Here is a 22,492-nt window from a genome sequence, read left to right as displayed (position 1 = left end):
CTGACATTGCGATGCCCGGCTAAGCTAAGTCGTCACCTTTTGATACCCGGAGGGCATCATGTTCACGTTCGATCAACTGGCCGGCTTTATCGCCGTAGCCGAGGAGCTGCACTTCGGCAGGGCTGCCGAGCGGCTGAACATGACGCAGCCTCCCCTGAGCCGGCAGATCCAAAAGCTGGAGAAGATCGTCGGGGCCGAACTGCTGGAGCGGGACAACCGCAAGGTGGAGCTCACCTCCGCCGGCCGGACCTTCCTGGACGAGGCCCGACGGCTCATGGCGCTGGCGGAACGCGCGCCTGCAACGGCCCGCCGGATCGCGTCCGGACGCTCGGGCGTGCTGCGGATCGGTTTCACGGCAGCCAGCGGCTTCAGCATTCTTGGCCCCGTGCTGGACGAGCTGTCACGCATCATCCCCGACGTCGATATCGAGCTGCAGGAACTGGTCACCGGCGAGCAGCTTGCGGGGCTGCTGACCGGCGAACTGGACTTGGGCCTCGCCCGCCCACCCTTCGACCAGACCACCTTTGACTCGCGCCTGCTCTACCGGGAATCCATGATGCTTGCCGTACCGGAAGGTCACCGGCTCGCACTCCTGGACCGGCCGGTCACCGCGGACGACCTCAACGACGAGCCGCTGATCATGCATTCCCCCACCCAGGCCCGATATTTCTACGACCTCGTGGTCCGCATGTTCCCCGTACGGCACGCCAACGTGGTGCATACGGTCAGCCAGATCCTCACCATGGTTTCGCTGGTGGCCGCAAAGCGCGGTCTGGCCTTCGTTCCCCACTCGGCCACCACGCTGGGCATCCACGGCGTCGGCTTCCTGCCACTGAAGGGCGGGAGCCGCGAGCCAGTGGAACTGCACGCCCTGTGGAACCGGCGGATCACCAACCCCGCGCTCTCCCGCCTGCTGCGGGACCTGGAATTCGCCACGGAGTAACCTCCCGGGCCCGGCGCAAGGCACTTGGCGTAGACCCGCGATGCCTCAAAGGTATCAAAGCATCCCAAAAAGCACTTGGACAGGCATCAATAACGGTCCCTAGGCTGGAGAAAACCACCCAGACCCGCCGCCCGCGGCAACACACCGGAGGACCCCATGGCAAGGTACACACCCCAGGAACTGGCGGACACCCTCAAGGAAGGACTGCTGTCCTTTCCCGTCACCTCATTTGATGCAAACTTGGCGTTCGACGAGGAGAACTACCGCAAGCACCTCGCGTGGCAGGCAAGCTTCCCGGTGGCCGGCCTGTTCGCTGCCGGCGGCACCGGGGAAGGCTTCTCCCTCACCCCGGCCGAATCGGAACGTGTGGTGCGCACCGCCGTCGACGAAGTGGGAGCCCGGGTCCCCGTGCTGGCATCGGCCGGCGGGTCCACCGCCCAGGCCATCGAAAACGCCAGGGCGGCAGAAGCCGCCGGCGCAGAAGGCATCCTGCTGCTGCCGCCCTACCTGACCGAAGCGGACCAGGAAGGGCTGGCCGAGCACGTCAGTGCCGTCTGCCGCGCAACCTCGCTCGGCGTCATCATCTACAACCGCGCCAACGCCATCTACAAGGACACCACCGTGGCAACCCTGGCCGATCGGCACCAGAACCTGATCGGGTTCAAGGACGGCGTGGGAGACCTGGAACATGACGCCCGCGTGTACGCCAAGCTCGGTGACCGGCTCTTCTACCTGGGCGGCCTGCCCACCGCCGAAACCTTCGCCCTGCCCCTGCTGCAGCTGGGGATGAGCACCTACTCCAGTGCCATGTACAACTTCGTCCCGCAGTTCGCACTGGATTTCTACCAGGATGTCCGCAACAACGACCGCGCCGCCGTCAACAGGAAGCTCAACGACTTCGTGATCCCCTACCTGGACATCCGCGACCGCGTGAAAGGCTACTCGGTGTCCATCGTCAAGGGCGGCCTGGACGCCATCGGCCGGTCGGCAGGGCCGGTACGCACCCCGCTGCAGAACCTGGCTCCGCAGGACCTCGCGGACCTCAAAGCCCTGATCGCCACCGTTTCCTGAGAGACAAACAGCACCACTCCCACCACAGGAGGAAACCCATGAACCTCACCGGACATTCACTCATCGCCGGCCGGACGGTTGCCGGCGACGGAAAGACCACTAACGGCTTCGATCCATCCACCAACCAGGCCCTGGAACCGGCCTATTCCCTGCTCACCGCGGAACAGCTCAAGGCCGCAACGGCCGCAGCCGCCGAAGCGTTCCCGTCATTTCGCGCCCTGGACCCGGAAACCCACGCCGCGTTCCTGGAAGCCATCGCGGACAACATCGACGCCATCGGTGATGACCTCATCACCCGCGCCTGCCAGGAAACCGGGCTGCCCGCAGCCCGGCTCCAAGGCGAACGTGCCCGCACCACCGGCCAGCTGCGCCTGTTCGCCGGAGTGGTCCGCCAAGGCGACTTCCGCGGCGTCCGCATCGACCCCGCCATCCCGGACCGCACACCGCTCCCGCGCGCAGACATCCGCCAGCGGCAGATCCCGCTTGGCCCAGTGGCCGTGTTCGGCGCCAGCAACTTCCCGCTCGCCTTCTCGACGGCGGGAGGAGACACCGCCTCGGCCCTCGCCGCCGGCTGCCCTGTGGTCTTCAAGGCCCACAACGCCCACCCCGGCACCAGCGAACTCGTGGGCCAGGCCGTCACCAAAGCCGTCAAGGACCACGGCCTGCACCCCGGCGTCTTCTCCCTGATCTACGGCCCGGGCTCCAGCATCGGCCAGGCTCTTGTGGCAGACCCAGCCATCAAGGCCGTCGGGTTTACCGGATCCCAGTCCGCCGGCATCGCCCTGATGCGCACCGCCGGCGCCCGCCCGGAACCCATTCCGGTCTACGCGGAAATGTCGTCCCTGAACCCGGTCTTCGTGTTCGAGGGCGCCCTCGCCGGCAGCCCCGAAAGCGTCGATGCCCTGGCCCGGCAGTACGTCGCGTCCGTCACGGGCAGCTCAGGCCAGCTGTGCACCTCCCCCGGCCTGCTGTTCGCCCCCGCAGGCGAGCCGGGAGACAACCTCGCCGCCGCCGTCGGACGCGCCATCGCCGCCAGCACAGGCCAAACCATGCTCACCGAAGGCATCGCCGCGTCCTGGAACACCGGAACCGAAGCGCTCAGCTCGGCCGCCGGCGTCGAACTCATCGGCCAGGGCACTCCCGGCCCCACCGAAAACGCCCCGGCACCGGCCATCTACGGCACCGGCGTGGACCAGTTCGCAGGCAACCCCATCCTGCACCAGGAAATCTTCGGCGCAACGTCCCTGGTGATCCGCTACAAGAGCATCGAAGACCTGCTGCAGGCTGCCTCCCGGATAGAGGGCCAGCTCACCGCATCCCTGCAGCTCACCGAATCGGACTACCCGACGGCGGCACACCTGATCCCCGTCCTCGAACAAAAAGTGGGACGCATCATCGTCAACGGCTGGCCCACCGGAGTGGAAGTAGGCCACGCCATGGTCCACGGCGGCCCCTTCCCCGCCACGTCCGACACCCGCACCACCTCAGTGGGAACCCTGGCCATCAACCGCTTCCTGCGCCCGGTGGCCTACCAGGACCTGCCCCAGGAACTGCTCCCCGAAGCGTTGCAGGACACCAACCCCTGGCACCTGAACCGGCGCATCAACGGCGAGGTCACCCCCGCCGAAGCGGCCGCCGCGCTGGGCGCGTAGCCTACGCGCCCGTTATCACCAGGGCCACACTGTGGCCGCCAAAGCCGAAGGCATTCACCAGCCCTGCCGGGGCAAATCCCGGCGGAAGGCGGTGGGTGCCTTCGGTGATGACGTTAAGGTCCACGTCGGGGTCCTGCTCCTCGACGTTCAGCGTTCCCGGCACCTGGCCGGTCCGCAGGGCTTCGAGGACCACGACGGCGGCCAGCGAGCCGGCACCGCCGAGCAGGTGGCCGGTGTGCCCCTTGGTGGAGGTGACCGGCACGTCGGCGCCGAAAACGGCATTGATGGCTTGGCCTTCCAGCCGGTCACCAACGGGAGTGGAGGTGGCATGCGCATGGATGAATCCGATGTCCGCCGGCTGCATCCCGGCGGAGTCAAGCGCCTTCTGCATGACCCGGCGCTGCATGGCCGGGTCCGCGGCCACGATGTCGTTGGCGTCCGAGGTCACGGCCCCGCCGGCAACGGCGCCCAGTACGGCGGCACCGCGCGCACGTGCGTGCGCCTCACTCTCCAGCACCACCACCGCGGCGCCTTCTGCCAGCACAAAGCCGTCCCTGCCGCCGTCGAACGGGCGGGAGGCGCGCTGCGGATCGCCGGCGCGCGTGGACAGGGCACGGATCTGCGAAAAGCCGCTGATCACCAGATCGTTCACCGAGGCGTCCACCCCACCGGCAATCACGACGTCGGCCACACCCGAGCGGATCATTTCGGCGCCCTGCACAATCGCCTCAGCCCCTGAGGCGCAGGCGCTCACGGGCGTCCGGGCGCCGCCACGGGCACCGAGGTCGATGGACACCCATGCGGCGGGACCGTTGACCATGAGGCGGGTGAGGGTGTGCGGGGACACCTTGCGCGGGCCGGAGCGTCCCAGCGCGCGGTCCTGCTCAAGGGTGGAGCCAAGGCCGCCGTAGGCGGAGCCGATCACCACGGCGAACCGCTCCGGGTCCACGTCCGGGGTGCCCGCTTGGGTCCAGGCTTCCCGCGCCGCGACCAGGGCCAGCTGGCCGCAGCGGTCCATCCGCTTCATTTCACGGGTGCCAAGGTGCTCCGAAAGGTCCGCCGTGACCTGCCCGGCGATCTTGACCGGCAACTGCTCCGCCCAGTCCTGGGTCAGCTCCGCAATCCCTGAGCGACCGTCCAGCAGGGCCTCCCAGGTTTCCTTCACGGTGGAACCGAGCGGGTTGATGGTTCCGGCGCCGGTGACCAGGACGCGTGGTTGTACAGGCATGTCAGGCAACGGAGCCGCCCTACTTCGCCGGGTTGTGCGTGCCGATGGGCACGAGCGTCAGGTCCGGATGGTTCTTCTCGATCCGCCGCAGCGCCCAAACGTCGTTGAACAAGGCGAGGTATTCGCCGTCGGACCGCAGGAGCACCTCCGCGCCGGGGACGTTGGCCAGGGCGGGCATGGCATCCGCCGTCGAAATCCGGGCCAGGGAGTACGGCAGGCGCTCCAGGCGCATGGGAGCGCTGAAGTCGTGCGCCATGCGGTCCTCCACCACCTCGAACTGCATCGGTCCGACGGCGGCGAGCACCGGCGCCTGGTCGCCGCGGAGGTCTGAGCGGAGGAGCTGGATGACGCCCTCGTGCTCGAGTTGTTCGATGCCGCGGCGGAACTGCTTGAACTTGCTGGGGTCCTTGGACCGTGCCACCTGGAAGTGCTCCGGGGCGAACAGCGGGATGGCCGGGTATTCCACCGCCTCCTCGAGGAACAGGCTGTCACCCACCCGCAGCGAGGAAGCGTTGACCAGGCCAACCACGTCCCCGGGGTAGGCCTCGTCGATGACCTCGCGTTCGCGCCCGAAGACCTGCTGCGCGTACTTGGTGGCGAAGGATTTGCCGGTGCGGGTCTGGGTGACCACCATGCCGCGCTCAAAGACGCCCGAGCAGACGCGGATAAAGGCCACGTGGTCCCGGTGCGCCTTGTTCATGCCGGCCTGGACCTTGAACACGAACCCGGAGAACGGTGCTTCCACCGCGCGGGGGTTGCCGTCGATGTCCGGCCGGGGAGCTGCGGGCGGGGCGAAATCCACCAAGGCGTCCAGCAGTTCCTTGACACCGAAGTTGAGGGCGGCCGAACTGAACAGGATGGGGGTGGCCTTGCCGGCGTGGAAGGCATCGACGTCGAACTCGAGGTTGGACTCGATGACCAGGCCGGCCTCATCCACGGCGTCGGACCAGTTGCTGCCCTGGTTTTCGGCGGCTTCCTCCGGGGTGAAGTACTCCGTGATGGCGATCTGGGCGCCGGCGTTGTTCCGCTGGAACCGGGCAAAGCGGTCGTTGCGGAGGTCCCAGACGCCGCGGAAATCGCCCGAGATGCCCACGGCCCAGGTCAGCGGCATGGGCTGCAGGCCGGTGCGTTCGGTGATTTCATCCATCAGGGCCAGGGCGTCCAGGCCCGGGCGGTCCCACTTGTTGATGACGGTGATGATGGGCAGGTTGCGCTGCTTGCAGACCTCGAAGAGCTTCATGGTCTGGGTTTCCAGGCCCTTGGCGGCGTCCACCAGCATCACGGCGCAGTCGACGGCGGCGAGCACCCGGTAGGTGTCCTCGGAGAAGTCCGCGTGGCCGGGGGTGTCCAGCAGGTTGATGACGGTATCCCGGTAGGAGAACTGCAGCGCCGCAGAGCTGATGGAGATACCGCGGTCCTTTTCCATCTGCATCCAGTCCGAGACCGTTTCCCTGCGGTTGGCCTTGCCGCTGGAGGCGCCGGCCGTTCCGATCACCTTTGCGTGCAGCGCCAGCGCTTCGGTGAGCGTGGACTTGCCGGCGTCCGGGTGGGAAATGACGGCGAAGGTCCTGCGGCGGCCTGCTTCCTTGTGAATCTCGGAGATCCGGGCGGGGGTCAGGACATCTTGGGACACGGTGCTACTTTCGCTGCGGTTGTGGCTGCCCAGGGGCCTGTCGGTTAGTGCGCTGCGGCTCAAGGGCGGGGAATGTCATTGGCAAGCGGCCAAAGTACAAGTTTATCGCAGGGCCGCAAACGGGAGCCGTTCCGCTTAACGAGTGCGAAACCGGACGTTCAAGGACACGAAATGCCTACCGGCTAGCTTGGGCGGATGATGCACGCTCCACCTTCTCCGGCAACCTCTTCTTCGATCCGCTGGCTACAAACCTCGGCAATAACCTCGCGGCAGGCCTGGCCACCGCCGGAACTGCCGACCCGGCTCCCGCCAGGCACCCAGGGGCGTCGCGGAAGCGCGGGGTCCAGTCGGCCGCCGAACACAAGGCGCTCCGGGCAGCTTCCCTCTCCAAAGTCAGCCGTGACCTGGAGCGGATGCTCAGGGAACGTAAACGCTGAAGTTCCCACCATCGTGCCGCGGGAACGGCATGATGTGTTCATGCGCAGCATCGAGCTGGTCTTCGATGACCCCACCGATTCCCTGGTCAGGGCCGACTGGGCACGGCTTGCGGCCGCCGGCCTCCCCAGCCTGGCGGCGCACACCTCCCCCAGCAACAGCCCGCACATCACGCTGGCGGCAGGCGCAGGGCTGGAGGCCGGTCCGGATGGGCCCTGGGACCGGCTGCCCCTGGACGTGACGTTCTCCGGGGCGATCATTTTCCCTGCGGGTACGGGGAAGTACGTCCTGGCCCGCTCGGTCCTGCTGGATCCCGCCCTGCTGGACCTGCACCGCGCGCTGCACCGGGACGTGTCCGGGGCGCTTCCACTGACGCGTCCGGGCGCCTGGACGCCGCACGTCACCATTGCCCGCCGCATCGCCGGGGCCCAGCTCGGAACAGCGATGGACCTGCTGGACCTGCGGATCGAGGGCCGGTGCACCGGCGCCAGACTCTGGGACGAAAGCACCAGGACCGTGACGCCCTTGGCCACCGGGTCCTCCTGAGCAGTGCCTGGAGCCCGGGCCAACGAAGGGGAAAGTGCCCTCCCTGGACCGGCTGCGGCGCCCACTTTCCCGGCTGTTCCGTGCACCCCCTAATGAGGCACTTTGGGGCTTGCCCGTGCGGAAGTGGCGATTCTTACCCCTATCATTGAGCTTGCGGGAATCAGCGCACTTTTTGATCCTGCCGGCCAACTGCGGATGCCGGCATTCCCGCAGCCGGCGGTCCGCACCTTTGAAGGGAAACACCATGGCGCGGAGCCCCGAAGAATCGCTGCGGGCCACTCTGGGCAGGGTGGCCCCCGGAACGCCCCTCCGCGACGGCCTGGAACGCATCCTCCGCGGGCGTACCGGCGCGCTGATCGTCCTGGGCTCCGACCGGACCATCGACTCCATCTGCTCCGGCGGCTTCGACATCGGGATCGAGTTCTCGCCCACCCGGCTGCGCGAGCTGGCCAAGATGGACGGCGCCATCATCTGCGACAAGGATGCCGGCAACATCCTGCGGGCCGCCGTCCAGCTGGTCCCGGACTCAAGCATCGAGACGCAGGAATCCGGAACCCGCCACCGCACGGCCGAGCGGGTGGCCAAACAGACCGGCGTCCCGGTAATCTCCGTGAGCCAGTCCATGCAGATCATCGCCCTCTACGTCAATGGCCTCCGGCACGTCCTGGAAGGCTCCGAAAACGTCCTGGCGCGCGCGAACCAGGCCCTTGCCACCCTTGAGCGCTACCGAGCCCGGCTGGACCAGGTCACCAGCTCCCCTTCGGCCCTGGAAATCGAGGCGATGGTGACGGTGCGGGATGTGGCCGTGACCTTGCAGCGGCAGGAAATGGTCCGCCGCATCTCCGAGGAAATCTCCCAGTATGTCCTGGAACTCGGCGAGGACGGCCGGCTTCTTTCCCTCCAGCTCGACGAACTCACCGTGGGGCGGGGCCCCGGCAGCGATGTGATCATCCGCGACTACGCCAGCCCCAACGCCTCCGCGGAGGACATCGAGAAGGCCGTCAGCGAATTGGTGAACCTGGGGCCAACGGAATTGATCGACCTGGGCAAAATTTCGGCGATCGTGGGATTCGCCGGCGGCGAGGCCAATCTCGATGCCGTCGTGCAGCCGCGCGGCTACCGGCTGCTGTCCGGCCTGAAGGCAGTCCCCAAGGCCGTGGCCGACCGCCTGGTGGACCATTTCGGGGGCCTGCAGTTCCTGATGGCAGCCACCATCGATGACCTGATGACCGTGGACGGCATCGGCGACCAGCGCGCCCGCACGGTCCGCGAAGGACTCAGCCGGATGGCCGAAGCAAGTCTCCTGGACCGATTCCTCTAGACACCGCCCCAACTAGCCGCCCCAGGAAACTTCCCGGCGGTTTCCCACAAGCTGGGGTCAGTTCAGCTGGAATACGGCCTTCGGGCTGGCCCGCGAGCCCAGTTTCGCGGTGAAGATGTAGTACGCCCCGCCACCGCCGGGTGCTGCCGAAACGGGCTTGCAGCCATCGGCGCTGCGGTTCCGGCCCCAGGGGAAGTTGGCGGTTTCGCTGGCGCCGGGAGCAATGACCTTCTCCAGGTCCTCGCTTGATGCCTGGCAGTCCTTTGAGGAGAAGATCCGGTCCGAGCCGCTGGTCACCAGGAACTCCATTTGCGAGGTTCCAATGTTGACCTCGCAGGGCACGGTTCCGCCGTTGGTGACCTTCAGCGTGAGCATCGGGTTTTCACCGGGACCATAGGCGGCCTTGTCCGTGGACGCCGTCACGGTCACCAGGCTCTGGTTGCACGTGGGGGTGGCTGCGGCAGTGGGCGACGGCGTTGCGGAGGGCGTCGCGGACGGGGTGGCGGGCGGCGCCGGGGAGGCCTCCGGATCAGCGGTGGAAGGTTGCGTCGAGGAGGCCTGCTGCGAGCCGCCCTTGAAAGCCCCCGCCAGGGCGAGGCCGCCCAGCACCAGGGCAATCACCAGGAGCAGGGCACCGCCGGCTGCCAGCCGGCGGCGACGGTACACGGCCGGGCTCGGCTTCCGGACGCTGCTGGAACCGGATGCCGTGCCGCGTGCTGATGAATTGCCTTGCCTGCCCATCCTCCTAGGCTATGGAACGCCTCTGGTTCTGCACCGCCACCACGCCGCCGGGCCGCCATCGCTCTGGTCACAACCGGTTTTCAGCGGGCCGGAAACGATCAACTACAGTGTTGGAATCGACACTCAAACCACCTCCACCACCCCGGCCGTGCCCGGCCCGGACCGCCTGCAGCTGCTCCATCACCGGATCAACGGCTGGTTCGCCGGCATCGCCCGCGACCTCCCCTGGCGCGAGCCTGACTGCTCCCCCTGGGGCGTACTGGTCAGCGAGATCATGCTGCAGCAGACCCCCGTGGTGCGGGTGCTTCCCGTCTGGCACGAATGGCTCAAGCGCTGGCCCACCCCGGCCGGCCTGGCCGGCGAACCCGCGGGCGAAGCCGTGCGGTCCTGGGGCCGGCTGGGCTACCCCAGGCGGGCACTCCGGCTGCACGCCGCGGCCACGGCCATTGTGCAGGACCATGGCGGCAAGGTCCCGGACACGTACGCGGCCCTGTTGGCACTTCCCGGGGTGGGCAGCTATACGGCGGCGGCGGTGGCCGCCTTCGCGTACGGACGCCGGGAAACGGTGGTGGATACCAACATCCGCCGGGTGCACGCCCGGCTGATCTCCGGCGTCGCCCTTCCCGCCCCCGCGCTGACCGCGGCGGAGATGCGCCTGGCCGCGGCACTGCTGCCGGACGACGACGACACCTCCGTGCGCTGGAACGCTGCGGTCATGGAGCTGGGAGCGCTGGTGTGCACGGCCCGGGCACCCAAGTGTGCCGCGTGCCCGGTGAAGGACTCCTGTGCCTGGCTCGCGGCGGGTGAGCCGCCGCCGTCGTACGTGCCCAAAGGCCAGGCCTGGCACGGCACCGACCGGCAGGTCCGCGGCGCCGTCCTGGCCGTCCTGCGGCTGGCCGATGCGCCCGTGCCGCCGGAGATGTTCCAGCGCGAACCCGCCGACCTCGGCTTCGCCCCGGAAGGCGTCGGCGTGCCGCTGGCCGCCCTGCACCGGCTCAACTCCGCGCCCGAACAGCTGGAACGGGCGCTTGCCGGGCTGCTCGCTGACGGCCTGGCAGAAATGCACGACGGCGGCTACCGGCTCCCGGCCTGAGGCGCCCGGAGTGCGGGACGGGGATGGCATACTTCTTGGTGACCGGAACCGGGGGAAGCCATGAAGATCATTCTGTACATCGTGTGGGCACTGTTCGTTGCCGCCGCCATCGTCGCGCTGGTGCGCTCCGTGCGCAAAACCAGGCAGCACGACCAGCGGACGGCGGCCTGGCCCAAGACGCAGGCCACAGTAACCGGCAGCACCACCGGCTGGACTAGTGGCGTGGGCGGCTCCAACCGGAACCTCCGCCACTACCCCACCTACCAGTTCACGGATCCGCAGGGCACCCTCTTCATGGGCAAGTCCGAGGTCTCCCTTGCCGAGCAGCCCGTCCCGGGATCCCTCGTGGAGGTGGCGTACAACCCGGCGAACCCCAACGAGTCGTTCCAGGTTTCCTCATCGTCCCGCGCCGCCCTCGGCTGCCTGATCCCGTTCTTCGCAGTCTTCGCCATCGCCCTGTTCTGGTTCATCGGAATCTTCCCGCTCGGGTGAGCGCGCGGCGCGTAACGATGTTGCCGCGAATCCGGCACGAACCGCCCTGTAACTCCGCCTCGGACGTAGCCTGAAAGCATGGGCAGGCCCGGACTCCTCTTGGTTTTGATCACCGCCGCAGTGTCACTGCCGGCGTGCGGATCCGCCCCCAGCGCGTGCCCGGCGATCGCGCAGGCCACCGCAGTCTCCGTCACAGTCAGCGCCGACTACGCTCCGCGGGTCGGCAGGCTGCATCTTCGCGCCTGCCAGGACGGCTCGTGCCGGGAAGGGGACCTCGAACTGCGCCCGGGCAGCGCATCCGTTGACCAAGGCTGCGCTGGTGCGATCTGTTCCGCCACGGCCTCGCCCGACGGCACCGCGGTGGGCATGCTCATGCTGGAAACCCTGACGGAATCGCCCATGGCCATCACGGCCTCCGGCGCCGCTCCAGACGGCTCCGCGCTGCCCGTGCGGACCCTGGAACTCCACCCGCAGGCGGCGTATCCCTTCGGCAAGCAGTGCGGCAAGGTCGTGTCAGCATCCGTCACGCTGGACAGCTCGGGACTGCACCCGCGGACCTGAACCGGCCTAGAAGAGTGCCGGCTGGCTGAAAGGTTCGCCTCCCGACGTTCCAGGCACCACAGCGCCGCCCACCGGCTCAGCGGTCCACTCGAACCCGAGTTCTGCGAGCAGCTCCTCCACCGATATCTGGCCGTCCAGCACTTCAATATCCGGTGGGTTCTCTGCAGGCGGCCGTTCCATGGCATCGAGCTTATTCCCAGGAAAGCGCGCAGGCCTCCGGAACACACCGCGAAGCCCCGGATTGGAACGTCACGGTTCACCGAAGCCGGACTGCACCAAGGCGCCCACGTAGCTCACGGCCCGTTCGGCATCCGCGCCCCAGGCCTCCACATGCAGGACCGAACCCTTGCCTGCGCCCAGGGTCATCAGGCCCGTCATGGAGGCGCCGTCCACCCCGTTGATGGTCACTTCCGCGTCGAGGGAGGACAGGCCGCCGGCCATTTTCGCGGCCGGCCGCGCGTGCATGCCGGCCTGGTTTACCAGTTCGAAGTCGCCGGTGCAGTCCGGTGGCGTGCCGGCGCCCGGGCCCTCATCGGCGGCCTGACCGGAACCCGGCGCCAGCTGGCGTGCCGGGCCCAACGCCGCCTCCGCAGCACGCTTGACTGCCTGCGCGTCAGCCCCGCCCTGCGCAGCCACCGCCGCGGCCACCAGGCCCTCCACCAGGGGCGCATCTGCGAGCAGGACGCCTTCGGGATCTCCCAGGAACTCGAGAGCCGATTCGGCGGTCATCACGGCCGACCCCAAATCCGTGAGGACCACTGTCCCGTCCCCGCCGGCCTGCTCCAGGGCGGCGAGGACTTTTTCCAGGCTGGTGCCGATCCTGCCGTCGTCGGTGCCTCCGGCAGCCAGGAGTACCACGTCAGGTGCCATCTGGGCGGCAAGTTCCCTGGCGCCGTCGGCAATCTTTGCGCTGTGGGAGACCACCACGATGCTTACGGTCACGCGGCAGCCCCGACTGCCGCACGCAGGATCAAGGCGCTGGAAACAGCGCCGGGATCCCGGTGCCCGGCACTGCGTTCGCCGAGGTAGCTGGCTCGGCCCTTGCGGGCAATCAGCGGATCCGTGGCTACGGCACCGGCCTCGGCAGCTTCCGCCGCCGCCACGAGGACGCCAAGGAGGCCGGCGCTCCCGCCGTCCGCGGCGGCCCGCGCAGCGTCAACCGCAGGTGTCCACGCGTCCACCATCGTCTTGTCCCCGGGCTCCGCCTTCCCGCGCGCCACGATCCCGTCCCGGGCGGCTGCCAGCGCATCGGCCCAGGCGGAGGGATCGATCTCGGCAGCATCGCCCACCGCCGTGGCTGCACGCAGGAACGCGGTGCCGTAGAGCGGGCCCGCAGCACCGCCAACCTTGGACATCAGGGTCATTGCCGTCATCTTCAAGGCCGCACCCGGGGTCTCCGGCGTGGATTCGCCGAGCTTGGCCAGGACCGCCTGGAAGCCGCGGTCCATGTTCTCCCCGTGGTCCGAATCCCCGATGGCCCGGTCCAGTTCGATCAGTTCCACCCGGTGCTCGGCCATGGCCTGCGCGCAGAGGGTCAGCCACTTCACGGCCCAGTTCGCGTCCAGCCCCATGGCTACACGCCCCAGCGCAGGGCAGCGGTATGGACGGGGGCGTCCCACAATTCCGTGAGCTCGTCATCGAGCCGGAGCACCGAGATGGAGCAGCCCTGCATCTCCAGGGCGGTGATGTAGTTGCCCACCAAAGAGCGTTCCACCGTGGCGCCGGCATCTGCAAGCACCTGCACGGCCCGCCGGTACACGATGTAGAGCTCGCTCAGCGGGGTGCCGCCCATGCCGTTGACGAACAGCAGCACCTTGTCCCCTGCACTGATGCCCAGGTCCCCAAGGACGGGTTCCAGCAGGCGGTTGGTGATGCTGTCTGCGTTTTCCATCGGGATTTTGTGGCGGCCTGGCTCGCCATGGATTCCGATGCCGATTTCAATCTCGTCGTCGGCGAGGTCGAAGCTCGGGGTGCCGGCGTGGGGAACGGTGCAGGCGGACAGCGCAACGCCCATGGTCCTGACGTTGGCATTGACCTTCTCGCCGATGGCGGCCACGGCGTCGAGGTCGTCGCCGCGTTCCGCCGCGGCCCCGGCGATCTTTTCCACCAGGACCGTGCCGCCCACGCCCCGCCGGCCGGCCGTGTAGAGCGAGTCCTCAACTGCGACGTCGTCGTTGACCAGGACCGTGCGGACGCTGACGCCTTCGGCCTCGGCGAGCTCGGCGGCGGTCTCGAAGTTCAGGACGTCGCCGGTGTAGTTCTTGACGATATGCACCACCCCGGCTCCGGAGTTGACGGCCAGGGTGGCCGGAAGTATCTGGTCCGGCGTCGGTGAGGTGAACACCGCCCCCGGCACGGCGGCGTCGAGCATTCCTTTGCCCACATAGCCGGCGTGCAACGGCTCGTGGCCGCTGCCCCCGCCGGAAACCAGTCCCACCTTGCCGGCCACGGGCGCATCCTTGCGCGTGATGTAGGTGGGGTCTTCGCTGACCGTGACGAGTTCGGCGTAGGCCAGGCCAAATCCCTGGACGGCTTCCTGGACGACGGATTTGGGATCGTTGATGAGTTTCTTCATGGCGGTGCTCCTGGCTGCGCTCCTGGAGGATGTGTTTTTCGACCCTACTACCGGGGTCGCCACGGCGGTAGGTTCGTCCGATCCGGTTTTCCTTTGGCACCGGCCCCGGACGCAGCAAAGGGACAGCCCCCAATGACTGTCCCTCTCCTGAGGCCCCCCAATATCCCGGCCGTGACTATTTTATCCATCAATTCGAATAATGCAAAGATGGGTCATCGCCTCCCTGCCGGGACGCCATTCAGAGAATGCGGATCATCCGGGTGTTGCCCAGGGTGTTCGGTTTGACGCGTGCCAGGTCCAGGAATTCGGCAACGCCTTCGTCATGGGAGCGCAGGAGCTCCGAGTACACCTCCGGGTCCACCGCCGACTGGTCGGCCATCACTTCGAAGCCGTGGCGCTTGAAGAAGTCCACCTCGAACGTAAGGCAGAAAACCCGGGCCACGCCAAGGGCCCGGGCTTCCTCCAGCAGGTTCTCCACCAGGACGTGCCCCACCCCTTTGCCCCGCCATTGCCCGGAGGCCGCGAGGGTGCGGATTTCGGCAAGGTCCTCCCACATGACGTGCAGCGCCCCGCAGCCGATCATTTCGCCGTCGCTGGACTCGGCGATCCTGAACTCCTGCAGGCTCTCGTAGTAGGCCACGGTCTCCTTCGCCATCAGGATGCGTTCCTCGGCCAGGGGCGCCACGAGCTTCTTGATGGCCGGGACGTCGCTGGTGCGTGCAGGGCGGATGTGGAAGGAGTCAGTCACAAAGCCATCCTACGAGGCGAAGGAGGCTGGGACATTTGCGTAGCTTGCGTCAAAGCTGGGCCCACGCTGGTGAGGGTCCCCGGCCGAGCTTGCGAGGCAGGGGGCCAGCGGGGAGGAACGAGCAGCAAGCGGCAAACGCCCCAGCCTCCGAGCCGGAGTATCGAACAGCCTAGAGGCCGAGTTCTGCGGGCAGCTCGGTCTCTTGGCCCAGGACGTTCTTGGCCAGGAACCACTCCACCACCTGGTACCAGACCTTGGCGTGCTGCGGCTTGAGGATCCAGTGGTTCTCGTCCGGGAAGTAGAGGAACCGGTGCGGCGTCTGCCCGTCGTCGTCCGCGGCCAGCCGGGATTTGGACAGCAGCTCATACCAGAGTCGCAGCCCCTCGCCGATGGGCACCCGGTAGTCCTTGTCGCCATGGATCACCAGCATGGGGGTGCTGATGTTTTCCGCGTGGAGATGCGGGGAGTTTTCCAGTGCCATCTCCTCGGTCATTTCCTTCAGCCAGTACTGCGAAGCATCCGTGGTGGGACCAAACTGGTCCAGGGCCCACAGGCTGGCGTGGGTGACCACGGCCTTGAACCGGTCCGTATTGCCGGCAACCCAGTTGGCCATGTAGCCGCCAAACGAGCCTCCCATCGCTGCGGTCCGCTCATGGTCAATATCCGGGCGCTCCACGGCGGCGTCCGTGACCGCCATGAGGTCGGTGAACGGCGCCTTGCCCCAGGAACCCCAGCCGCGCTGGATGTGCGATTGCCCGTATCCGGTGGACAAGGCCGGATCAGGGAGCAGGACGGCGTATCCCTTGGCCGCCAGGAGCCAGGGGTTCCAACGCCAGGTCCAGGCGTTCCAGGAGCCCAGCGGACCGCCGTGGATCCAGAGAAGCAGCGGCACCGGCGACTCGGCAGAGGCACCCTCCGGCAGCGCAAGGTAGGCGGGGACGCGGGCACCGTCGGCAGCGGAGGCTGCAATGCGCTCCAGCCGTCCGGGACTGGCCGGGCGTTCGGCCGGAGCGGGCAGGCGCGTGGTTTCACCGGTGGCCAGGTCGATGCGCACGGCCTCGGGTGGGAACGCATAGGAGCTCCGGAGGGCATACGCGTGGCGTCCCTGCGGCGAGATGAGGACGTCGGTGTACGCCGCGGCGTCCTGCGTCACCCGGGTGACGCCCACCTCGGCGGCAGCGGACGGAACGCTGACCCGGAAAACCGGCGACGCGCCGTCGTCGTCCGCCGTGACGAGGATGGCGGAGCCGTCGGGAAGCCAGGCTGCGGGCTTGGCCCAGCGGTCCCAGTCGTGGGCTAGGGGCTGCAGGCCGGAAGCGTCGTCGACGGCGGCGTCACCGGACACGTCGAGCAGGTGCAGCTTGATCTCCGGCGCCTTGTGCGGGGTGGAGTCGGACTCGCTGACCACCACAAGCGTCCTGCCGTCAGGGCTGACCGGCCCGGGAAAGTAGCTCATGCCTTCATGGTCCAGCAGGACCTTGAGGCTGCCCGAGGCCACATCCACGGCCACGAGGATGGAGCGGCTGTCAGCCTTGGCAAGGGGCCTGGTGTAACTGCTGTAAATGGTTTTCCCGTCCGGGCTGACCACGGTTTCCGCTTCGCGCAGCCGGGGACCGGCGTCGGGCGTGAGGTTGCGAAGGGAAAGAGGGGCGGTGGCGTCAACCGTGGCGGGCTTGCCAGGAGCCGTGTCCTCCCCGGCTCGACGGCAAAGATGCGCGGTTGGGACGGCCCCAGGTCTGCGTCCCAGTAGCGGACCGGGTATTCGCTGTGCAGGATGGCCGAGACCTTCTTGTCCTTCCGGGACTTGCGCCGCTCGGCGTCGTCGCCTTCGTCGGCAGATCCAGCCAGGACCTCTGCCGTCACGAAGGCCGCGTCGGCGTCCCTGGCCGTCATGATGCGGCTGATGCCGCCGGCCCGGCTGAGGACCACCCGGGCCTCGCCGCCGTCGGCCGGAAGCATCCAGAGCGCGTTGACCGGCTCCTCGTCCGGGCTGTCCGGGTCCGGCCGTGCGGAGGTGAAGTACACATCACCGTTGGCCGCAAAGGCGGCACCCGCTTCGCCCTTGGCGCTGCGGGTGATGCGGCGGGCGTGTTTCTGCCCTGCGGGTCCAGCTTCCCACAGCGCCGTGGCGAATTCGGTGCCCTTGCCGTTCAGGGTGCTGACGGTGGTGACCAGCCGCGAGCCGTCAGGGCTCAGGGCGAGGCCGCTTACCCGTGGGATGGCGAGGTAGTGGTCGAGGTCGTGGAAGGGGGTCAGTGGTTGCTCATCCGGGATCACCGGTTCCAAGTTAGCCATGCCCCGATTCAACACGGTTTGTGCCGCCGATCACAATGCGAAAGCCCCGCCGCTCCGTGGGGAGCGGCGGGGCTTTGGCTGTGGAGGCTAGACGCTCGGGGCGATCTCCGGGATGCGCGGCTTGGCGTTGCCCGCGAAGGTGAACTTCGCTTCGTCGCCTTCGCCCTCGACATCCACCACGACGATGTCGCCGGGGTGGATCTCGCCGAACAGGATTTTCTCGGAGAGCTGGTCCTCGATCTCGCGCTGGATGGTGCGGCGCAGCGGCCGGGCACCCATGGCGGGATCGTAGCCGCGGGTTGCCAGGAGCACCTTTGCGGCCTTGGTGAGCTCGATGCCCATGTCCTTGTCCTTGAGTCGCTTCTCCAGGCGGGTGACGAACAGGTCCACGATCTCGATGATCTCGTCCTGGGTCAGCTGCGGGAACACCACGACGTCGTCAACACGGTTCAGGAACTCGGGGCGGAAGTGCTGCTTGAGTTCCTCCGTGACCCGTGCACGCATGCGGTTGTAGCCGGTCTGCGTGTCGGTGCCGGACTGGAAGCCGGTGGCAACGCTCTTGGAGATGTCCCGGGTACCCAGGTTGGTGGTCATGATGATCACGGTGTTCTTGAAGTCCACCACGCGGCCCTGGGAGTCGGTCAGGCGGCCGTCTTCCAGGATCTGCAGCAGCGAGTTGAAGAGGTCCGCGTGGGCCTTTTCAACTTCGTCGAACAGCACTACGGAGAACGGACGGCGGCGGACCTTTTCGGTCAGCTGGCCGCCTTCCTCGTAGCCCACGTAGCCCGGAGGGGCACCGAAGAGCCGGGAAACGGTGTGCTTCTCGGAGTACTCGGACATGTCCAAGGTGATGAGGGCGTCCTCTTCACCGAAGAGGAACTCGGCGAGGGCCTTGGCGAGCTCGGTCTTGCCGACGCCGGTGGGGCCGGCGAAGATGAACGAGCCACCGGGGCGCTTGGGGTCCTTGAGCCCTGCACGGGTGCGGCGGATGGCCTGGGAGAGCGCCTTGATGGCCTCGTCCTGGCCGACGACGCGCTTGTGCAGTTCCTCTTCCATCTTGAGCAGGCGCGAGGACTCTTCCTCGGTCAGCTTGAAGACGGGGATGCCCGTGGAGTTGGCCAGCACCTCGGCAATGAGGTCCTCATCCACCTCGGAGATGTCGTCCATGCCGCCGGACTTCCAGTGCCGTTCCTTCTCCGACCGCTCGGAGATCATCTTCTGCTCCTTGTCGCGGAGCGCGGCGGCACCTTCGAAGTCCTGGGCGTCGATGGCGGATTCCTTCTCCATCTTCAGCTTGGCGATGCGCTCGTCCATGGCCTTGAGCTCCGGCGGAGCGGTCATGCGGCGGATGCGCAACCGGGCGCCGGCCTCGTCGATCAGGTCGATCGCCTTGTCTGGCAGGAAGCGATCAGAGATGTAGCGCTCGGCCAGGCTTGCAGCGGACGCCAGGGCACCATCGGTGATGGTGACGCGGTGGTGAGCCTCGTACCGGTCGCGCAGGCCCTTGAGGATCTCGATGGCGTGCGCCACGGAGGGTTCCTTGACCTGGATCGGCTGGAAGCGGCGCTCCAGCGCGGCATCCTTCTCGATGTGCTTGCGGTACTCGTCCAGCGTGGTGGCACCGATGGTCTGCAGCTCCCCGCGGGCCAGCATGGGCTTCAGGATCGAAGCCGCATCGATGGCGCCTTCGGCGGCACCGGCACCCACCAGGGTGTGGATCTCGTCGATGAACAGGATGATGTCACCGCGGGTGCGGATCTCCTTGAGGACCTTCTTGAGCCGCTCTTCGAAGTCGCCGCGGTAGCGGGAACCAGCCACCAGGGAGCCAAGGTCCAGGGTGTACAGCTGCTTGTCGCGGATGGTCTCCGGGACATCGCCGCGCACGATCGCCTGGGCCAGGCCCTCGACGACGGCGGTCTTGCCGACGCCGGGCTCGCCAATGAGGACAGGGTTGTTCTTGGTGCGGCGGGAAAGGACCTGCATGACGCGTTCCATTTCCTGCTCGCGGCCGATCACCGGGTCCAGCTTGTTCTCGCGCGCAGCCTGGGTCAGGTTGCGGCCGAACTGGTCCAGGACCACGGAACCGGCGGGTGCGCCTTCAGGCTGTCCGCCACCGACGCCTGCGCCGCTGGTTTCCTTGCCCTGGTAGCCGGAGAGGAGCTGGATGACCTGCTGGCGGACCCGGTTGAGGTCTGCGCCGAGCTTGACCAGAACCTGGGCGGCGACGCCCTCACCCTCGCGGATGAGGCCGAGCAGGATGTGCTCCGTGCCGATGTAGTTGTGGCCCAACTGGAGGGCTTCGCGCAGCGAGAGCTCCAGTACCTTCTTGGCACGGGGGGTGAAGGGGATGTGGCCGGAAGGAGCCTGCTGGCCCTGTCCGATGATCTCCTGCACCTGCTCGCGAACGCCGTCGAGCGAAATGCTCAAGGACTCAAGAGCTTTAGCGGCAACACCCTCACCCTCATGGATTAGACCCAAGAGGATGTGTTCGGTACCGATGTAATTGTGGTTCAGCATGCGTGCCTCTTCTTGGGCAAGCACAACTACGCGACGGGCACGGTCCGTAAATCGCTCAAACATTTCGCCACACTCCTAGCTACGACGTACTTTGATGCTACGTGCCCGGTCCGGAGTTGTGGAGCGTGTTCGCCACAGGGGAAACCGGGCCGCTTGCGGGAATAACCCCGATGGCAGGCCGGCCAGACCCGCAGCCGGGCGATGCCGGGAGCACGAAGCCCGGATGGGCCTGTTGTTTCAATGCGCCGGCCGGCCCGAATTTTGGGGCCGGGCTTGCGGTCGAAGCGGCCTAAATAGCCAAATGGCCAAAGCGGACGCAGGTGCGGCGGCCGGCTTATTCCACAATGAAAAACCCCGCTCCGCCTTGCGGCGGTAAGCGGGGTTTCTGCGCAGCTAAAGCCCGGGCTAGGAATTTGCCTTTTGGTAGGCTTCCTGGATTTCGGCCTGAATTCGGCCGCGGCTGTTAACCGTGTAGCCGTTGTCCCGCGCCCATTGCCGGATTTGCGCCGAATCGTGGCCGCGTCCGCCGGCAGGTGCCTTGGCCCGCTGGGCCCTGGCCGCACCGGAAGCCTTGCGGGCAACGCCGATGAAGCGCTCCAGCGAAGACCGGAGTTCAGCGGCATTGGCAGCCGACAGGTCAATCTCGTAGTTGACCCCGTCGAGGCCGAACTTAACATTCTCGTCTGCGGATCCCCCATCCAGATCATCAACGAGGATGATGTTTACTTTCTGTGCCATTAAAGTCTTCCTCTTGCTGGAAAGTTCGATTTTCAGAAAAGCAGGATGTTTCCCTAAAAAGTATGACTCTTATGTTGGCAACGCGTCAAAGCGCCTTTTGGTTCCCGGTGGATAAAGGCGGAAAGTCGGCGGGGATTTAATCTATTGCGATTCCGGCCGCGGGCGGTCGGCGGGCCGCGCCGGGAGCGAATCCGCCTCGGCCTGGGCACGGGCCTCTGCCTGGCGCTCGGCCTTGTCCGCGTTGAAGATCGCCTTCATGGCAAACCAGAAAATCAGGCCCACCACCAAGGAGGGAAGAATGACGGCTACGTATTCCATGGTCAGTGCCCTTCGGGCTTCAGCAGCGGGAACAGGATGGTTTCGCGGATGCCGGCTCCGGTGAACAGCATCACCAGCCGGTCGATGCCCAGGCCGATGCCGCCCATGGGCGGGGCGCCGTACTCAAGGGCGCGCAGGAAGTCCTCGTCCAGCTGCATGGCTTCGACGTCGCCGGCGGCCGCGTGCAGGGACTGCTCGGTGAGGCGTTCGCGCTGGATGACGGGGTCGATCAGTTCGGAGAACGCGGTGCCGCGTTCCATACCGCCGATGATCAGGTCCCAGGCCTCGATCAGCCGGCCGTCCTCACGGTGCGGGCGGGCCAGCGGCTGGGCCGAGGGCGGGTAGTCGTACACGAAAGTGGGGTTCAGCAGGGTGGGCTCCACGATTTCGCCGAAGAGCTCAACCACCAGCTTCTCGGCGTCCCACTTGGGATCGACCTTGACCTCGTGCTTGGCAGCGAGCTCGCGGAGCACGTCCACGGAGGTGTCCGGCGTAATGTCCTGCCCGACCGCCTCGGAAAGCCCCGGGTAGACGGGCAGCCAGGCCCAGTCGCCGTCGAGGTTGATCTCCCCCGCCTCGGTCTGGAGCACGCGGCCGGCCCCCACGGCGTCCGCGGCGTCGAGGATGATCTCCTTGATCCGTTCCGCCATGACGAACTGGTCGGCCCAGGCCTCGTAGCACTCAAGGGTGGTGAATTCGGGGCTGTGGGTGGAATCGACACCCTCGTTGCGGAACACGCGGCCCATGTCGTAGACGCGGTCGATGCCGCCCACCACTGCCCGCTTGAGGTACAGCTCGGTGGCGATCCGCAGGGTCATCTTCTGGTCGAACGCGTTCATGTGGGTCTCGAACGGGCGCGCCAGGGCGCCGCCGTGGACCAGCTGCAGGATGGGCGTTTCCACTTCCACGTAGCGGCGGCGGAACAGCGTTTCGCGGATGGAGCGGGTGATGGCGGCGCGGGTGTAGACCATTTCGCGGGCTTCGTCACGGACCATCAGGTCCACGTAGCGCTGGCGGACGCGGGTTTCCTCGTTCAGGTCCGCGTGCAGGACGGGCAGCGGGCGGAGGGCCTTGGATGCCATGGACCAGGATTCGGCCATGACGGACAGTTCGCCGCGGCGGGAGGAAATGACCTCGCCCTTGATGAACACATGGTCGCCAAGGTCCACCAGGGCTTTCCATTCCGCGAGGGCTTCCTCGCCCACGTTGGCCAGGCTCAGCATGGCCTGAAGGCGCGTGCCCTTGCCGTCGGTGCCGCCCTCCTGCAGGGTGGCGAAGCAGAGCTTGCCGGTGTTCCGGACGAAGACCACCCGACCGGTGACGCCCACGGTGTCGCCGGTGGTGTCGTCCGCTTCGAGGTGGGCGTATTTTTCCCGGATCTCGGCGAGGGAATGCGTGCGTTCCACTCCCACGGGGTACGCCTCCGCGCCGCGCTCAAGAAGTTTGGCGCGCTTTTCCATGCGGATCCGCATCTGCTCGCTGGCGTCGAGGGGCTCCGGGGCGTTCTTGGGCGCGGGGGTGTTTTGGGAAGTCACAATCATCAAGTTTACCGGGATTTGGCCACCCGGACTTTCAGCTGGCCCGC

At 67.2% G+C, this 22,492-nt stretch carries 20 protein-coding genes and 1 pseudogene; 8 read left to right on the top strand and 13 right to left on the bottom strand.

What is annotated here, in order from left to right:
* Positions 1-58 precede the first annotated feature (58 nt).
* From ACX5I6_RS06440 to ACX5I6_RS06430, 3 genes are all read left to right on the top strand, one after another.
* Positions 59-943: a LysR family transcriptional regulator gene (locus ACX5I6_RS06440; RefSeq protein ID WP_461839890.1), complete on the top strand. Its 885-nt coding sequence runs from the start codon at positions 59-61 to the stop codon at positions 941-943.
* A gap of 156 nt (positions 944-1,099) precedes the next feature.
* Entirely contained in the window at positions 1,100-2,014 is a 915-nt protein-coding gene (kdgD, locus tag ACX5I6_RS06435; protein WP_461839889.1) for a 5-dehydro-4-deoxyglucarate dehydratase, read from the top strand.
* A gap of 38 nt (positions 2,015-2,052) precedes the next feature.
* Entirely contained in the window at positions 2,053-3,666 is a 1,614-nt protein-coding gene (locus tag ACX5I6_RS06430) for an aldehyde dehydrogenase (NADP(+)) (RefSeq protein WP_461839888.1), read from the top strand.
* Position 3,667: 1 nt separating this feature from the next.
* On the opposite strand, the gene ACX5I6_RS06425 is transcribed toward ACX5I6_RS06430, so the two are convergent.
* Positions 3,668-4,894, bottom strand: coding sequence for a beta-ketoacyl-[acyl-carrier-protein] synthase family protein (locus tag ACX5I6_RS06425; protein ID WP_461839887.1), 1,227 nt, complete (start codon positions 4,892-4,894; stop codon positions 3,668-3,670).
* A gap of 19 nt (positions 4,895-4,913) precedes the next feature.
* The gene (locus ACX5I6_RS06420; RefSeq protein WP_285246791.1) at positions 4,914-6,527 is read right to left on the bottom strand and encodes a peptide chain release factor 3; all 1,614 of its coding nucleotides are present in this window, start codon (positions 6,525-6,527) and stop codon (positions 4,914-4,916) included.
* A gap of 477 nt (positions 6,528-7,004) precedes the next feature.
* Between ACX5I6_RS06420 and ACX5I6_RS06415 the strand changes: the two genes are divergently transcribed.
* Positions 7,005-7,508: a 2'-5' RNA ligase family protein gene (locus ACX5I6_RS06415; protein WP_461839886.1), complete on the top strand. Its 504-nt coding sequence runs from the start codon at positions 7,005-7,007 to the stop codon at positions 7,506-7,508.
* Between the two features lie 244 nt (positions 7,509-7,752).
* On the top strand, positions 7,753-8,829 hold the full coding sequence (gene disA, locus ACX5I6_RS06410) for a DNA integrity scanning diadenylate cyclase DisA (RefSeq protein ID WP_461839885.1): 1,077 nt from the start codon (positions 7,753-7,755) through the stop codon (positions 8,827-8,829).
* A 57-nt stretch (positions 8,830-8,886) separates the two neighbouring features.
* Here the strand turns inward: disA and ACX5I6_RS06405 are convergent, their stop codons facing one another.
* A complete protein-coding gene (locus ACX5I6_RS06405) occupies positions 8,887-9,570 on the bottom strand; it encodes a hypothetical protein (protein ID WP_461839884.1) in 684 nt (227 codons plus the stop codon).
* 148 nt (positions 9,571-9,718) lie between these two features.
* Here ACX5I6_RS06405 and ACX5I6_RS06400 point away from each other — a divergent pair, with 148 nt between their 5' ends.
* From ACX5I6_RS06400 to ACX5I6_RS06390, 3 genes are all read left to right on the top strand, one after another.
* Positions 9,719-10,663 (top strand): HhH-GPD family protein, encoded by a 945-nt coding sequence (locus ACX5I6_RS06400; protein ID WP_461839883.1) that lies wholly within the window; start codon positions 9,719-9,721, stop codon positions 10,661-10,663.
* A gap of 60 nt (positions 10,664-10,723) precedes the next feature.
* Positions 10,724-11,155 (top strand): DUF3592 domain-containing protein, encoded by a 432-nt coding sequence (locus ACX5I6_RS06395; protein ID WP_461839882.1) that lies wholly within the window; start codon positions 10,724-10,726, stop codon positions 11,153-11,155.
* A gap of 78 nt (positions 11,156-11,233) precedes the next feature.
* Complete coding sequence (locus ACX5I6_RS06390; RefSeq protein ID WP_461839881.1) at positions 11,234-11,716, top strand: hypothetical protein; 483 nt, start codon at positions 11,234-11,236, stop codon at positions 11,714-11,716.
* Positions 11,717-11,722: 6 nt separating this feature from the next.
* On the opposite strand, the gene ACX5I6_RS06385 is transcribed toward ACX5I6_RS06390, so the two are convergent.
* The 10 genes and pseudogenes from ACX5I6_RS06385 to lysS all read right to left on the bottom strand — a co-directional run bounded on the left by ACX5I6_RS06385 (position 11,723) and on the right by lysS (position 22,448).
* On the bottom strand, positions 11,723-11,896 hold the full coding sequence (locus ACX5I6_RS06385) for a hypothetical protein (protein WP_461839880.1): 174 nt from the start codon (positions 11,894-11,896) through the stop codon (positions 11,723-11,725).
* A 69-nt stretch (positions 11,897-11,965) separates the two neighbouring features.
* Positions 11,966-12,658, bottom strand: a complete 693-nt coding sequence (gene dhaM / locus ACX5I6_RS06380; RefSeq protein ID WP_461839879.1) for a dihydroxyacetone kinase phosphoryl donor subunit DhaM — start codon at positions 12,656-12,658, stop codon at positions 11,966-11,968.
* Entirely contained in the window at positions 12,655-13,287 is a 633-nt protein-coding gene (gene dhaL / locus ACX5I6_RS06375; RefSeq protein WP_018763179.1) for a dihydroxyacetone kinase subunit DhaL, read from the bottom strand. Before dhaL ends, dhaM begins: the two co-directional genes overlap by 4 nt.
* Positions 13,288-13,289: 2 nt before the next feature.
* Positions 13,290-14,291, bottom strand: coding sequence for a dihydroxyacetone kinase subunit DhaK (gene dhaK, locus ACX5I6_RS06370; protein WP_461839878.1), 1,002 nt, complete (start codon positions 14,289-14,291; stop codon positions 13,290-13,292).
* Between the two features lie 238 nt (positions 14,292-14,529).
* Positions 14,530-15,039 (bottom strand): amino-acid N-acetyltransferase, encoded by a 510-nt coding sequence (locus ACX5I6_RS06365; protein WP_461839877.1) that lies wholly within the window; start codon positions 15,037-15,039, stop codon positions 14,530-14,532.
* Between the two features lie 169 nt (positions 15,040-15,208).
* Positions 15,209-17,334, bottom strand: a pseudogene (locus ACX5I6_RS06360) (S9 family peptidase).
* 87 nt (positions 17,335-17,421) lie between these two features.
* The gene (locus ACX5I6_RS06355; RefSeq protein ID WP_461839876.1) at positions 17,422-19,914 is read right to left on the bottom strand and encodes an ATP-dependent Clp protease ATP-binding subunit; all 2,493 of its coding nucleotides are present in this window, start codon (positions 19,912-19,914) and stop codon (positions 17,422-17,424) included.
* Between the two features lie 342 nt (positions 19,915-20,256).
* A complete protein-coding gene (locus ACX5I6_RS06350) occupies positions 20,257-20,589 on the bottom strand; it encodes a histone-like nucleoid-structuring protein Lsr2 (protein WP_285243237.1) in 333 nt (110 codons plus the stop codon).
* Between the two features lie 141 nt (positions 20,590-20,730).
* A complete protein-coding gene (locus ACX5I6_RS06345) occupies positions 20,731-20,907 on the bottom strand; it encodes a hypothetical protein (RefSeq protein ID WP_461839875.1) in 177 nt (58 codons plus the stop codon).
* 2 nt (positions 20,908-20,909) lie between these two features.
* Complete coding sequence (gene lysS / locus ACX5I6_RS06340; protein WP_461839874.1) at positions 20,910-22,448, bottom strand: lysine--tRNA ligase; 1,539 nt, start codon at positions 22,446-22,448, stop codon at positions 20,910-20,912.
* Positions 22,449-22,492 lie beyond the last annotated feature (44 nt).

It is taken from the genome of Arthrobacter sp. MMS24-T111, assembly GCF_054888995.1.
This window is presented reverse-complemented; position numbering and strand designations above follow the sequence as displayed.

Excerpts from the sequence above, each read along its gene's own strand:
- ACX5I6_RS06440 (WP_461839890.1), top strand. The coding sequence starts at position 59 with ATGTTCACGTTCGATCAACTGGCCGGCTTTATCGCCGTAGCCGAGGAG.
- dhaK (WP_461839878.1), bottom strand. The coding sequence starts at position 14,291 with ATGAAGAAACTCATCAACGATCCCAAATCCGTCGTCCAGGAAGCCGTC.
- kdgD (WP_461839889.1), top strand. The coding sequence starts at position 1,100 with ATGGCAAGGTACACACCCCAGGAACTGGCGGACACCCTCAAGGAAGGA.
- ACX5I6_RS06415 (WP_461839886.1), top strand. The coding sequence starts at position 7,005 with ATGCGCAGCATCGAGCTGGTCTTCGATGACCCCACCGATTCCCTGGTC.
- ACX5I6_RS06405 (WP_461839884.1), bottom strand. The coding sequence starts at position 9,570 with ATGGGCAGGCAAGGCAATTCATCAGCACGCGGCACGGCATCCGGTTCC.
- lysS (WP_461839874.1), bottom strand. The coding sequence starts at position 22,448 with ATGATTGTGACTTCCCAAAACACCCCCGCGCCCAAGAACGCCCCGGAG.
- ACX5I6_RS06390 (WP_461839881.1), top strand. The coding sequence starts at position 11,234 with ATGGGCAGGCCCGGACTCCTCTTGGTTTTGATCACCGCCGCAGTGTCA.
- ACX5I6_RS06395 (WP_461839882.1), top strand. The coding sequence starts at position 10,724 with ATGAAGATCATTCTGTACATCGTGTGGGCACTGTTCGTTGCCGCCGCC.
- disA (WP_461839885.1), top strand. The coding sequence starts at position 7,753 with ATGGCGCGGAGCCCCGAAGAATCGCTGCGGGCCACTCTGGGCAGGGTG.
- ACX5I6_RS06350 (WP_285243237.1), bottom strand. The coding sequence starts at position 20,589 with ATGGCACAGAAAGTAAACATCATCCTCGTTGATGATCTGGATGGGGGA.
- ACX5I6_RS06355 (WP_461839876.1), bottom strand. The coding sequence starts at position 19,914 with ATGTTTGAGCGATTTACGGACCGTGCCCGTCGCGTAGTTGTGCTTGCC.
- ACX5I6_RS06385 (WP_461839880.1), bottom strand. The coding sequence starts at position 11,896 with ATGGAACGGCCGCCTGCAGAGAACCCACCGGATATTGAAGTGCTGGAC.
- dhaL (WP_018763179.1), bottom strand. The coding sequence starts at position 13,287 with ATGGGGCTGGACGCGAACTGGGCCGTGAAGTGGCTGACCCTCTGCGCG.
- ACX5I6_RS06430 (WP_461839888.1), top strand. The coding sequence starts at position 2,053 with ATGAACCTCACCGGACATTCACTCATCGCCGGCCGGACGGTTGCCGGC.
- ACX5I6_RS06425 (WP_461839887.1), bottom strand. The coding sequence starts at position 4,894 with ATGCCTGTACAACCACGCGTCCTGGTCACCGGCGCCGGAACCATCAAC.
- ACX5I6_RS06345 (WP_461839875.1), bottom strand. The coding sequence starts at position 20,907 with ATGGAATACGTAGCCGTCATTCTTCCCTCCTTGGTGGTGGGCCTGATT.